Annotated in this window: 10 protein-coding genes and 1 pseudogene; 1 reads left to right on the forward strand and 10 read right to left on the reverse strand. The window is 63.2% G+C overall.

Features of this window, described 5'->3' with window-relative positions; genetic code table 11:
* Nucleotides 1-122: 122 nt before the first annotated feature.
* A complete protein-coding gene (locus tag O2S87_RS00855) occupies nucleotides 123-866 on the reverse strand; it encodes an RAD55 family ATPase (protein WP_475406907.1) in 744 nt (247 codons plus the stop codon).
* A 198-nt stretch (nucleotides 867-1,064) separates the two neighbouring features.
* On the opposite strand from O2S87_RS00855, the gene O2S87_RS00860 reads away from it, so the two are divergent.
* The gene (locus O2S87_RS00860) at nucleotides 1,065-1,667 is read left to right on the forward strand and encodes a response regulator transcription factor (RefSeq protein WP_475406908.1); all 603 of its coding nucleotides are present in this window, start codon (nucleotides 1,065-1,067) and stop codon (nucleotides 1,665-1,667) included.
* 30 nt (nucleotides 1,668-1,697) lie between these two features.
* Here the strand turns inward: O2S87_RS00860 and recJ are convergent, their stop codons facing one another.
* From recJ to O2S87_RS00905, 9 genes and pseudogenes are all read right to left on the reverse strand, one after another.
* Nucleotides 1,698-3,128: a RecJ family nuclease gene (gene recJ, locus O2S87_RS00865; RefSeq protein ID WP_475406909.1), complete on the reverse strand. Its 1,431-nt coding sequence runs from the start codon at nucleotides 3,126-3,128 to the stop codon at nucleotides 1,698-1,700.
* Nucleotides 3,129-3,174: 46 nt separating this feature from the next.
* Entirely contained in the window at nucleotides 3,175-3,921 is a 747-nt protein-coding gene (locus O2S87_RS00870; RefSeq protein ID WP_475406910.1) for a uroporphyrinogen-III synthase, read from the reverse strand.
* The gene (gene cobA, locus O2S87_RS00875; RefSeq protein WP_475406911.1) at nucleotides 3,918-4,736 is read right to left on the reverse strand and encodes a uroporphyrinogen-III C-methyltransferase; all 819 of its coding nucleotides are present in this window, start codon (nucleotides 4,734-4,736) and stop codon (nucleotides 3,918-3,920) included. Before cobA ends, O2S87_RS00870 begins: the two co-directional genes overlap by 4 nt.
* The gene (gene hemC, locus O2S87_RS00880) at nucleotides 4,723-5,847 is read right to left on the reverse strand and encodes a hydroxymethylbilane synthase (RefSeq protein WP_475406912.1); all 1,125 of its coding nucleotides are present in this window, start codon (nucleotides 5,845-5,847) and stop codon (nucleotides 4,723-4,725) included. The genes cobA and hemC overlap by 14 nt, the downstream gene beginning before the upstream one ends.
* A gap of 115 nt (nucleotides 5,848-5,962) precedes the next feature.
* Complete coding sequence (katG, locus tag O2S87_RS00885) at nucleotides 5,963-8,101, reverse strand: catalase/peroxidase HPI (RefSeq protein WP_475406913.1); 2,139 nt, start codon at nucleotides 8,099-8,101, stop codon at nucleotides 5,963-5,965.
* Nucleotides 8,102-8,321: 220 nt separating this feature from the next.
* Nucleotides 8,322-9,659 carry a glutamate-1-semialdehyde 2,1-aminomutase gene (gene hemL / locus O2S87_RS00890; protein ID WP_475406914.1) on the reverse strand — a complete coding sequence of 446 codons (1,338 nt, stop codon included), beginning with the start codon at nucleotides 9,657-9,659 and terminating at the stop codon, nucleotides 8,322-8,324.
* A gap of 81 nt (nucleotides 9,660-9,740) precedes the next feature.
* Nucleotides 9,741-10,622 carry a serine O-acetyltransferase EpsC gene (gene epsC / locus O2S87_RS00895; protein ID WP_475406915.1) on the reverse strand — a complete coding sequence of 294 codons (882 nt, stop codon included), beginning with the start codon at nucleotides 10,620-10,622 and terminating at the stop codon, nucleotides 9,741-9,743.
* Nucleotides 10,623-10,719: 97 nt separating this feature from the next.
* A pseudogene (locus O2S87_RS00900) lies at nucleotides 10,720-11,097 on the reverse strand (P-II family nitrogen regulator); the annotation flags it as partial.
* 317 nt (nucleotides 11,098-11,414) lie between these two features.
* Nucleotides 11,415-13,064: an ammonium transporter gene (locus O2S87_RS00905; RefSeq protein WP_475406916.1), complete on the reverse strand. Its 1,650-nt coding sequence runs from the start codon at nucleotides 13,062-13,064 to the stop codon at nucleotides 11,415-11,417.
* Nucleotides 13,065-13,067 lie beyond the last annotated feature (3 nt).

The following is a 13,067-nucleotide window of genomic DNA, read 5'->3' on the forward strand; positions in this document are numbered from 1 at the left end:
GGACAACGGGTGCGGTATCCGAAGAAGTGGTTCAGCGGTACATCGAACAGACTGAACACTAAGCGGTGTGTCGGGCTTCACCCCCGCGTCCGGTGACGCGGGGAACTCGCCCTTGAAACCAGTTAGAACGAGGGGCCGCCGGCTCCCGGCGTACTGTCGCCGCTCATCATCGAAAAGCCGCTGGCTTTGTTGTGGACCGTGATACCGCCGTTGCCGATCTCCATCGGGAAAATGTCGGTGTCGATGTTCTGCTTGCGCATTTTGGCGACCCAGACGTAGCGGTTGACCCCCGAGTCGGTCGGCGTCTGAATGAAGTAAATGTTGCCGTCGGTGAGGAAGTTTTCGAGGCCGATCTCGGTGTCGGGAAACACCGCGCCCTGTTCGTTGATCAACAGTGAGGTCATGCCGTACTGTTTGAGAATGTCAGAGAATTTGAGAAGGTAGGTGCGCTTTTCGCGCTCGTCGTCGAAAAACAGCTGGAACATGGTCAGCGAGTCGAGCACGAGTCGACCGTATGCTTCGGCCGCGAAGTCTTCGAGCAGCGTGTCCATCGTAGCGGTGAAATCGCCGTCGCTCAGCATGTCACGTTTGTCGTAAATCTTGATTGTGCCCTCGTCGACCAGCTCGCCGAACCGTTCGAGGCCAACCGACTCGGCCGACTCGCGGATGTCGACGGCGTTCTCCTCGAAGGAGATGTAGATACCAGGCTCGTCGAACTCGGTGGCGCCAGTGTAGAGGAACTGCATGCCGAAGATACTCTTGCCGGTCCCCGGATTGCCGCTGACGAGGACGGTTGCGTTGTCGACGATACCGCCGTTGAGAATAGAGTCGAGCCCGTCGACCCCGGTTGGAACTACGTCTGACATACCTGTTAGTGAGACACCATACGAACGCCCCCTAAATGAGCCCACCGGCTCGCTGTAGTTGTTACCACATAGGTAAGGAACGATTAGTAGATACATTTATACTCTCAGGGTTGTGGATGTCACAGTACGAATGGGTGTGTCGAGCCGAGCCGACCGACAGCCGAATCTCGAGTATCACAACCTCCCAGAGGGACCAGTATGAGATCGAAGACGATACTCGTCGTCGAGGACGATTCGGCGGTAACGGAGCTCTACATCCAGTTTCTCGAACCTGAGTACACGGTACTCACGGCCGAAACCGCCCAAGCGGGAATCGACGTGCTGGACGAGACAACACCGCCCGCGGGCGAGACGGACGACGACACCACCGGGGTCGACGCCGTGTTGCTCGACCGCCGGCTCCCCGACGCGCCGGGCGAAGAGGTGCTCGATTTTATCGAAGAACAAGGGTTGGACTGCCGCGTGGCGATGGTAACCGGCGTCGAGCCGGATTTCGACATCGTCGGCATGGGGTTCGACCTCTACATCGTCAAACCGGTCACTCAGTCCGAACTGCTGTCAGCCGTCGAGACACTGTTCGTCCGCTCGGAGTACGGCGGTCTACTCCAAGAGGCCGCCTCGTTGGCCTCGAAACGCGCGCTACTCGAATCCCAGAAAACCAAACGGGAACTCACGGCGAGCGCCGAGTACAGCAGGCTGCTAGGCCGTATGAATGAGCTCGACGACGAGCTGTTGGATCTGGCAGGCACCTTGTCGTCAGACGACTACCGCGTGATGTTTCGCGACCTCGGCAACGCCTGAGTGGTCAGTGCGATTTTCTGAGTCGACCATTCAGCCGAGCTGAGAGCCGACGAGTTCGTCGGCGTGGTCGACGAACGCTTCGCGCGTGTCGGCTGGGATCGTTGCGCCAGCCGCGACGTCGTGGCCGCCGCCGTCGCCGCCGACCGCACGGGACGACTCGCGCATGACGACCGAGAGATCCAGTCCGTCGCGGATCAACTGGTGGCTTCCACGGGCGGAGACCTTGATCTCAGTGTCGGATTTCTCGGCGAAAGCGATGATGGGGAGATCACGCCGGACGCCGGGTGCGCCGACGGCCATCCCGGCGACGATGCCGACGATCGTTTCGCGAATTTCGTTGCCCGCGTCGAACCACTGGAGGTTGCTTTCGACGGTGACTCCCTCAGTTTTGACCTGCTGGAGGCCTTCCGAGAGGTTTCGCCGATGGTTTCGCAGAAGCTGACGCGCGCGCTCGAGCGCCTCGTCGCGGTCACCGAGACAGACCGCCAGCCCAACGTCGGCGCGGTCGTATCGGGCCGTCGCGTTCAGCAGTGTCGAAAACTCACTGACGTCCCGAAGCTCCGTGCCGGATTCCTCGCGAGAAAGCTGGTAGCTCGTTCCGATCAGATCGTCGATCCGACCGGCCGGGACGCCGCTCGAAACCGCACGTCGGACCAGCGCGCTGGCGACCGTCTGGCGCTCGGCCGCCGAGAGGTCGACCCAACAGCGCCACTCGCCGTCGGTTTTGAGATCGAGATCGAGCTCGGACAGAAACTCGATCGTGCCCGCGGCGTTGTTCGAAATGCCAGGAATCCGGGCGTCGCTGGCATACTCGAGGAGTTTCGGCAGCGGCCGGGTCTGCTTGCCGTACAGTGTGAGATCGGTCGACTCCTCGATGACGCCCGCCTCGATTCCTTCGGCGACGATCTCGGCGTTAGCTCCGCGCAGGCCGTCGACGCCCGCCTGCATGTCGCCGACCGCGCCGACGACTGCAAGTGCGGCCAGATCGCGATTGTCCGGAGCGTCCGCCGGGTTGATCGACTCCATCGCACGCGCGAGAACATACGATGCACCGGCACCCGAGAGCTCGGACGCGCCGTTGATGTCGACCAAAAGCGGGTTGAGATGGAACTCGGTCGATGCATCGGCGGGCTGGTGGTGATCCGCGATAATGGGCGTGAAGTCGCCAGCAGCCTCGTGAGCGGCGATGAGATCGAGTTGGCCACTGCCGAAATCGGTGAACAGCACCGTCTCGTGGTCGCTTGCGGCGATACGGTCAAGTTCCGACTCGTCGAGCTGTTTTGAAAAGACGCTCTCGAACGCGATACCGGCTCGCCGAAGTGCGGTCGCGGCGATGGCGGCGCTCGTCAGGCCGTCGGCGTCGATGTGCGAGGCAACGAGGACGCTGTCGGCCGCCCGAAGCCGCTCGGCGCAGGCAGTGGCAGTGTCGGCGAGATCAGAAACAGGATGAGCCGAAACCATGTGCCGGGCGTTGGACGGCTTCGGATATAAGACTCCGCTTCGAGTGCTACTCGGTGTAACTCGGCGCGGCCGCCTCGACAACCTCTGTCGCCAGCACCTCGAACGTCGCCTCGTCGGCAACGACGTCGACGCTGATTCCCCGAGCTTCGGCCGTCTCGCGTGTCGGCTCGCCGATCACCCCGACAACAGCACCTCTGAGCCCCTCGATGGCTTGCTCGCGGATTTCCCGCTCGTCGGCAGCCTCGAGAAAGTGCTCGACCGTCAGCGACGAGGTGAACGCGGCGGCTTCGAGGTCGCCCCCGGCGGCCATCTCGGCCGATGTTCCCGACTCGGGTGGTCGGACGAGTTTATAAAGAACGGTCTCCGACCAGTCGGCCTTGGCCGCGTCGAGGCCGTCTAGCAGCACCTGGCTGCCGTGGTCGCTCCGGGCGACCTCGACACGTTTGCCGTCGACTTCGGCTTCGAGCAACTCGACCAGACCGGTCGAGCTGTAGGTCTTGGCCTCGCGGTCGACCGTCCAGCCCACGGCGTCAGCAGCCGCGGTGGTTCCGGGGCCGATGCTGACGAGCGTCGTCTCCTCGGGGCTCCAGCCAGCCTCGGCGGCGAGTTCGATCCCCGTCTTGCTCGTGAAGATCGTGTAGTCGGCGTCGCGTGCGGGGACGGCACCGGTGGGTTCGATGGCGAGCATCGGGTCGGCGACCGGGGTGGCTCCGAGCGAATCGAGCAAGTCGACGGCGCGTTCGAGCCGGTCGTCATCCGGGCGAAAGACGGCCACGCGGACCTGTTGGCTCATTCGTCGGTCGACTCCTGTGGTGTGGCGTTCAGTTGCAGGTCGCCGGTTCGGTTGCCGAGGAAGTCGACGACCGCCTCGCGTGTCGCCGCAACCTCACCGACGACGGTAATCGCGGGCGGTTCGATTTCCTCGCTATCGCGGACGTCGACGATGGTCTCCATCGTCCCGCTGGCGACGCGCATGTTCGGCCACGTCGCCCGCTCGACGAGCGCGACCGGCGTCGTTGGGTCCATTCCAGCATCGAGCAACGCCCCAATATATAAATGGAGTTTGCCAACGCCCATCAACACGACCAGCGTGCCGCCGGTGTCGGCGAGCGCCTGCCAATCGATGGCCGACTCGTCCTTCGTTGGGTCTTCGTGACCCGTGACGAACGAGACACTCGAAACGTGATCGCGATGGGTGACCGGAATGCCCGCGACGCCAGCGCCCGAAATCGCCGAGGTGATGCCGGGAACGACCTCGAAGGGAATCTCGTTGGCCGCGAGGTGTTCCATCTCCTCGCCACCGCGACCGAAGACGAACGGATCGCCGCCCTTGAGCCGGACCACGGTTTTCCCCTCGCGAGCGAGGTCGACCAGCCGTTTGTTGGTGTACTCCTGTGGCGTCCACTCGCCGCCGGCGCGCTTGCCGACGTCCTCACGTTTGGCTTCCGGGATCTCGCCGAGGATCTCCGGGCCAGGGAGTTTGTCGTGAAGCACGACGTCGGCTTCATCGAGCAAGCGGCGGGCTTTGACAGTCATGAGTTCCGGGTCGCCGGGGCCGCTGCCGACCAGATACACCATTCCCACTCTCTTTTGCTCAGACATCGTCATCACCCATGACGGTTTCTGCGCCCCCATCGTGTGGCTCGTCGGAGTCAGCTATGCGGCGGGCCTCCTCGATCAGGTCGGCTGCGCCGCGTTCGCGAAGGTCGGCCGCGAACTCGGCGGCCGCGCTGGCGTGGTCGACCACGGCCAGGTCGCGGGTGGCCTCGATGACCTCGCTGCCGTCGTGGCTGAGAATCTGGGCGCGGGTGTGGACGTACTCGCCCTGGAGTGTCGCGCTGACGCCGATCGGCGCGATACAGCCGCCGCCGACTCCAGAGAGGATCGTGCGCTCGACAGTGGTCTCGACACGGCTCCGCGGATGGTCGACGGCCTCGCGGATCGTCTCGACGACCTGCGGATCGCTGGCGGTCACCGCAATCGCGCCCTGACCGGGCGAGGGGACGAACGAACTCTTCGGGAGGGGGGCAGTCTCGACAGCGTCGAGCAGGCCGCTGCGCCGGAGGCCAGCCTCGGCGAGCACGATGGCGTCCATCTCGGTTTCGACCCGGCGTTCCATCGCTTCGCGTTCGAGTTGCGAAAGCGCGTCGAACCACTCGTTGGGCCGCTGGCCGAACTCGCTTTCGTCACCTTTCTCGTCGGCCTCGATCCGCCGGTCATGTTCGGCTTGCAGCGAGGGCGCGAGCAGTTTTTCGAGGCGGGTGTCGACGTTGCCCCGAAGCGGAACGATTTCGAGATCCGGCCGAGCGGCGAGCAGTTGGGCGGTTCGCCGAAGCGAACTCGTGCCGACGACCGCCTCGGGCGGTAGGTGGTCGAGGTCGACGCCGTCGGGCGTGACGAGCACGTCGCCGGAGGGTGCCCGTTGCGGTATACCAGCAACCATGAGGTCACGAGGCATGTCGGTCGGCATGTCCTTCATCGAGTGGACGGCGGCGTCGAGTTCTCCCGAAAGCACTTTCTCGTCGAGCGACCGGACGAACGCGCCGGTTTTGCCCAGTCGGTGGATGAGTTCGTCTTGGATCTGGTCGCCCGTGGTGTCGACCTCCGTAAGCGTCACCTCGCGGCTCCGCGAGGTGAGCGCCGATTGAATCGTCGTGGCCTGCCGAAGCGCGAGATCAGAGCCGCGGGTGGCAAGCCGTATATCCGCATCTGCGTCCATATCCGAGCCTCGGGGCGGGCACCCAAAAGCCCATCAGTTCACGGCTCGCTCAGTTGGCCGGCCAACTGGGAGGTCGAAACAGTATATAAAGAGATGCCAGAACCGGGTCTTGGACCTATTCGAGGTCGAACCGGTCGAGCGTCATCACGTTGTGCCAGGCGTCGACGAAGTCCTCGACGAACATCGATTCGGCGTCGACACAGCTGTAGGTCTCGGCGATGGCCCGCAGACGGGAATTCGACCCGAAGACGAGGTCGACGCGCGTGGCCTCCCACCGTGTCTCGCCCGTCTCGCGGTCGATGCCTTCAAACACGCCGTCGGACGACGAGGGCTCCCACTGCGTGGCCATGTCGACCAGGTTCACGAAGAAGTCGTTTGTCAGCGTTCCCGGCTCGTCGGTCAGCACGCCGAGCGCCGAGTCCTCGTAAGTCGCCCCCAGCGCACGCATGCCGCCGACCAGTGCGGTCATCTCCGAGGCCGTCAGATCGAGTAGATCCGCCTTGTCGACCAGTAGCTCTTCGGCCGGTCGGTCGAACTCGCCACCGAGGTAGTTTCGGAAGCCGTCGGCGTCGGGCTTGAGCGCGTCGAACGAGTCGGGGTCGGTCTGTTCCTGAGTGGCGTCGACGCGGCCCGGTTCGAACGGGACCGTCACGTCGTGGCCAGCGTCGGCAGCCGCCTGCTCGATGGCTGCGTTGCCACCGAGGACGATCAGATCGGCGAGCGAGACCCGCGTTCCGTCCGAACGCGACTCGTTGAATGCCGTCTGAATGTCCTCGAGCGTCGCAAGGACGGTCGATAGCTCCTCGGGCTCGTTGACCGCCCAATTACGCTGGGGGTCGAGCCGGATTCGCGCGCCGTTCGCGCCGCCGCGTTTGTCGCTGTCGCGGTAGGTCGAGGCCGACGCCCAGGCAGTTTTGACCAGCTGTGAGATCGAGAGCTCAGAATCGAGAATCTCGGCTTTGAGCTCGGCGATCTCCGCGTCGCCGATAAGGTCGTAGTCCGCGTCGGGAAGGGGGTCCTGCCAGAGCATCTCCTCGTCAGGGACGTCCGGGCCGAGGAACCGTTCGGGCGGGCCCATATCGCGGTGGATCAGTTTGTACCACGCCTTGGCGAACGACTGCTGGAACTCGTCGGGATGTTCGCGGAAGCGCTCGATGATCTCGCGGTAGTCGGGGTCCTTTTTCAGGGCGACGTCGGTCGTCATCATCATCGGGGCGTGTTTTTCGTGGGGATCGTGGGCGTCCGGCACGGTGTTTTGGGCGGCCTCGTCGACCGGTTCCCACTGGATCGCCCCGCCGGGGCCCTCGGTGACTTCCCACTCGTAGTCGAGCAGGTTGTCGAGGTAGGAGGTGTCCCACATCGTCGGCCAGGCGTTCCACGCGCCCTCGATCCCGCTGGTGATCGTATCGGGCCCCTTACCCGAGCCGTGGTCGTTGTCCCAGCCGAAGCCCTGGGCGTCGATCGGGGCGTCTTCGGGCACCGGACCGAGGTCCTCGTCGGCCGCGCCGTGGGACTTGCCGAAGGTGTGTCCGCCTGCGATGAGCGCAACGGTCTCCTTGTCGTTCATCGCCATCCGGCCGAACGACTCGCGGATGTTGGCCGCCGACGCCAGTGGGTCCGGCTTGCCGTCGGGTCCCTCGGGGTCGACGTAGATCAGTCCCATCACGCTGGCGCCGACCGGCTTTTTTAGTTGACCGTCCTCGTCGCGGCGCTCGGCCTGCGGGGCTTCCCACTCGGATTCGGGGCCCCAGTCGACGGCCTCGTCGGGCTCGAAGGCGTCCTCGCGGCCGCCGGCCCAGCCGACCGTCTCGAAGCCCATCGATTCGAGGGCGACGTTCCCGGCAAGGACAATCAGGTCGGCCCACGAGAGGTTCCGGCCGTACTTCTGTTTGACTGGAAGGAGAAGCCGTCGGGCCTTGTCGAGGTTCGCGTTGTCGGGCCAGCTGTTGAGTGGCGCAAACCGCTGGGTGCCGCCGGAGGCACCGCCGCGGCCGTCGGTGGTTCGGTAGGTTCCGGCGCTGTGCCACGCCATCCGGATAAAAAACGGCCCGTAGTGGCCGAAGTCGGCCGGCCACCAGTCTTGGGAGGTCGTCATGAGCGCCTTGAGGTCGGCTTTTACTGCTTCGAGATCGAGTTCTTCGAACGCTTCAGCGTATTCGAAGTCCTCGTCCATCGGCCCGGCGTCACGGGCGTTCTGGTCGAGGATCTGGAGGTTCAACTGATTTGGCCACCAGTCGCGGTTGGACTGAGTCATCGTCCGAACTTTGTACGTTTGGCATATCAATATTTTCAAATCGGCGTGTAAATCTTTTTGATAGGACAACTCGTTTGTCGAATTAAGAAAATTTGTTGTTGATTCGAGTATAGCCCTCATCCCATTCAGGTCTGGACAGCACCAATCTGATTACGAAAAACGGGGGAAAAGCGCACGACAAAGCGTCGTGTCGGGCGTCGACCTACCCGTCTACGTCGACTTACAGCGCGTCGGCGTAGGCATCCAGGGTTTCTTCGATGTCAGCTTCGGTGTGCGCATAGGAGACGAACTGGGATTCGAACTGATTCGCGGTGAGAAATACCCCGCGGTCTTTCATCTCCTGCCAGAACAGCCGCTCCCAGCGGTCGGTTTCGGCGTTGGCCACATCAGCGCCAGTTTTTGAACAGTACTCGAAGTTCGGACAGTTGGGGTCCTGTCGACACCCTGCCCCACACTCGTTGCCACGCTCGGTCGAGCCCTCGCGCGTGAAGACCACTTTGAACATGCTGTCGGTGCCGACGACGGTGTATTCAGGTGCTCGATCCGCGAGAATGTCGGTGAGGCCGCTTCGGAGCTGGTCGGCCAGCCCGTTGATGTGGTCGTAAACATCGTGTTCGGCGGCGTATTCGAGCGTGGCGAGTCCGGCGGCCATCGTGACCGGATGACCCGAGAAGGTACCCGACTGGAAGACGTCGCCCGACGGCGTGAAGTGTTCGATGATCTCGGCGCGGCCGCCGATCGCACCCACTGGAAACCCGCCGCCGACGATCTTGCCAAAGGTTGTGAGATCCGGCGTCACGCCGAACTTGCCCTGGGCGCACTGGAGGCCACCAACCCGAAAGCCCGTAATGACTTCGTCGAAAACAAGTAGCGAGCCGTAATCGTCGCAGAGCTCGCGGAGCGTTTCGTGGTAGCCGTCGACCGGTGAGACGATCCCCGTGTTGCCCAAAATCGGCTCGACGAGCACGGCAGCGATCTCGTCGCCGTGGGTCTCGAAGACCGTCCGGATGGCCTCGGTGTCGTTGAACGGCACCGGAAGTGTGTGTTTGGAAAACGAGTGGGGGATGCCCGCCGTCGACGGCGCGGGGTTCTCGGCGTCACCCTCGACGAGCGTCGACTCCTGTGCGCCGTGGTAGCCGCCCTGCATAACGACGATCTTGTTGCGGTCGGTAAAGGCGCGGGCGAGTCGGATCGCCGAAACGGTGGCCTCGGTGCCGGAGTTGACGAAGCGAATCATCTCGACGCTTGGGACGTGACGGGCGACGAACTCGGCCAGTTCGACTTCCACTTCGGTGGGCGCGCCGTACATCGGCCCAGCCGAGGCGTGCGACTGGATCGCCGACTGGACTGGCTCGGGTAGGTCGTGGCCATAGAGGAGTGGACCGTAGCCCATCACGTAGTCGATATACCGGTTTCCGTCGACGTCGATAACGTGTGCACCGTCGCCGCGCTGAATGAAAAACGGGTAGGGCTGGGTGGCCCGTACCGAGGAGTTGACGCCACCGGGCAGCACCGACAGTGCCCGGTCGTAGAGCTCGCGAGACCGTTCGTGGTTCATACCACGCGTTTCGACTCCCCGAACTTGTGCGTATCGGGATTTCGCTTTGTCCTCCTCACTCGCCGTTGTCGACGGTCGCATTTACTGCTCGTCGACGGGCTTTCTGGTCTGTTCGGGATGTTTTATAAAGACGTTCGTGTAAGCCGGAACATCGTCGGTGACCCACGCGTTGGCCTCGATGCTGACATGGTCGCCAACGGTGATCGGACCGAGGATCTTGGCTCCGGCCCCGATGACGACGTTGTCGCCGATATCCGGATGTCGTTTGTAGCCTTTTTTAAGCGTGTGCTCGTCGTCGGCCTCCTCTTCGAAGTGGAGCGCGCCGAGGGTGACCTCCTGGTAGAGCCGGACCCAGTCACCGATGGTTGCGGTTTCGCCGATGACGACGCCGCTGCCGTGGTCGACAAAGAAGTACTCGCCGATCTCGGCACCCGGATGGATGTCGATCCCGGTCGCCGTGTGAGCGGCCTCGGACAGCTCGCGGGCGTAGGCTTCCTGGGACTCGCCGTAGAGAACGTGGGCGACCCGGTGGACCATCACGGCGTGGAGTCCGGGATACGATCGAACGATCTCGACATAGCTGGTTGCCGCTGGATCACCTTTGTACGCCGCCTCGACGTCCTGTTTGAGCTGCTCGCGGATCGCCGGGAGCCAGTCCAACACCGCATCGACGGGCGTCGACAGACACACCGGTGCATAGGGCTGGATACCGCGACAAAACAGGTCGCCCAGTTCGTCGAAGGCCGCACGCAGGGCCGCCTCGTCGCCGACGAGTTCGCCGCCGTTCCAACAGCCAGGGAAAAACAGTTTTCGGAGCAGTTTGGTCTCGTCGATGACGGTGTTTCGCTGGGGGAAGTTCGGCGATTCGCCGGTTCGGAATCGGGGGTCGTCTTCGGCGTAGGACGCAGCCAACGCCATGTGTGCCGAACCGGTGTACGTGTAGTCGGCCATCTGTTGGCCCATCTATCACCCCCAGACGATTATAGTTCGCGTCACCGAAATCGAGTCGACGCCTCGACGACGAGCGAAACGGGAGTCGACGGACGGCCCGGTGAGTCGCTCAGATAGCCTCGGTGCCTTCCTTACCGGTGCGGACCTGTACGGCGTTTTCGACATCGAGTACGGATATTTTGCCGTCTCCTTTCTCGCCAGTATGAGCGGCCTCGGCGAGCGCGTCGACCACGTCCTCGGCCGGGACGTCGGCGACAACGCACTCGATTTTGACCTTCTGGTGGAGATCGATTGTGTACTCCGAGCCGCGCCAGCTACCCTTCTTTTCGGGCTGGCTACCCCGGCCCGAGACGTTGGTGACCGTCAGCGAGGCGGCATCGATCTCGGCGAGCGCGGTTTTAGCCGCGCCCAACTTTTCGGGACGAATGACTGCATCCACCATCTTGATGCCGCCGTCGTTCGGCTCGCCACCGTCGGTTCGGAGTGCAGTTTCATCGCTTTTCGCCGCGAGTTGTGACTGTTCGTTCACAAACCCCCCACTGAAATAGATAAATATAGTGGTATGGGCTTGTGCAATGTTTCTCTTTATAAATATATCGAGAGGTTCGGTCGACGGCGAGTGCTGCGGCTATGGGGAACTAAGTCGAAAACGATAACAGCGGGATGGAACGGAATTGAATGTGAGTATACCGTTCCGTGGGGGTGGTGGCTACAAGCAGAGGATGTCAGCGAATGGAGTGCCCCGGTGTGGTGTCAGGGTGCCACCGTCCATCGATGGTTGGGACGACGAGTCGGTTGTCGAGCTTAGACCGCCTCCGTACCGTCGTTGCCGGTGCGGACCTGCACCGCGTTCTCGACGTCCATCACGAAGATCTTGCCGTCGCCCGGCTCGCCGGTGTTGGCCGCATCGCGGATCGCCGCGACGACGTCGGCGGCGGGCACGTCGGCGACAACGCACTCGATTTTGACCTTCTGGTGGAGGTCGACCGTGTACTCCTCGCCACGCCAGCTGCCTTTCTTGGCGGGTTGGCTGCCACGGCCCGAGACGTTGGTGACCGTCAGCGATGGGGCACCGACCTCTGCGAGTGCCTGTTTGACTGCACCGAGTTTCTCGGGGCGAATCACCGAGATGATCATCTTGAGCTGGGAGTCAGCGGGTTCGCCGCCGTCGGTTCGGATCTCGTACTCGTCGGTGGTCATGCCGGAGCCGTCGGTGACGACGCGGTCGCCACCGAACTCGGGGTAGGTTTCGACGCCGTGTTCGGAGGCATCGAGGCCTTCCTGTTCGTGTTCGGGAGTGACCCGAGCTTCACCGATCGCTTTGAACGCACCGAAGACGATGGCGGTCGTGAGGATCGTCCAGACCGTGATGACTGCAACACCCACGACCTGTGGGACGATGAGATCGGGCTGGAAGCCGTCGACGTGAACGAACGGGAGTGCGAGGATGCCCAGGACACCGGCCGAGCCGTGGACCGGGAACACCGCACAGACGTCGTCGATCTTGAGTTTGTCCGAGACGAACTCGAAGACGAACGGAAGCTGGACACCAGCGAGGAACGCGACTGCGATTGCGCCCCACCAGGTGACCAGATCCGTGATCCCCGTCACGGCGACGAGGCCTGCCAGCAGACCGTTGGCGACGTACAGGGTGTCGACCTTCCCGTTAGTGAACAGGGATGCTGCGGCCGAACCGACTGCGCCAGCGGCCATCCCGAGGGTGGTTGCGAGTGCGACCTGCCCGACGACACCGTAGCCGTCGAGGACGAGTTCGCCGCCATCGACCGCGAAGACCGTCGCGGTCGTGCCGACGTTGAAGCCGTACCAGCCGAACGCGAGGATGAGCGTCCCGAGGACGGCAAAGGTCAGCGAGTGACCGGGGATGACGTTCGTCGAGCCGTCGGCGGCGTAGCGGTCGAGGCGCGGGCCGATCATGTAGGCCGCGGTCAGCCCAGCGATACCGCCCATCGCGTGGACGACCATCCCGCCTGCGAAGTCGAGGAAGCCGAGTTGTGCGAGGAAGCCGTCACCGTACCACGATATTCCGGAAACGACCGGGTAGATGACCGCCGAGATGGCGATCGTGTAGGTCACGTACGCACGGAGTTTCGCGCGGCCAGCGATTGCCCCGGAAACGATCGTCGCCGCCGTCATCGCGAAGACGGCTCCGAACAGCCAACTGTTGATCCAGTCGCCGTCCGAAAGGTCTCCTGCAAAGGAAAAGCCGCTCCCACCAGCGATTCCCTCGATCCCGAAGCCGACGAGAAAGTAGGCGAGCACGCCAACGCCCCAGGTCAGTAGGTTCTTGGTCAGCTGGTTGGCGACGTTCTTCGAGCGTACCTGCCCTGCCTCAAGCATCGCGAAGCCGGCGTGCATGAAGAAGATCAGGAAACAGACCACTGCAACCCACATCAGGTTCACACCTTCTGCGAGTACAGATGGGTCGACCGTCATAGT

Source organism: Halohasta sp. A2, assembly GCF_056175805.1.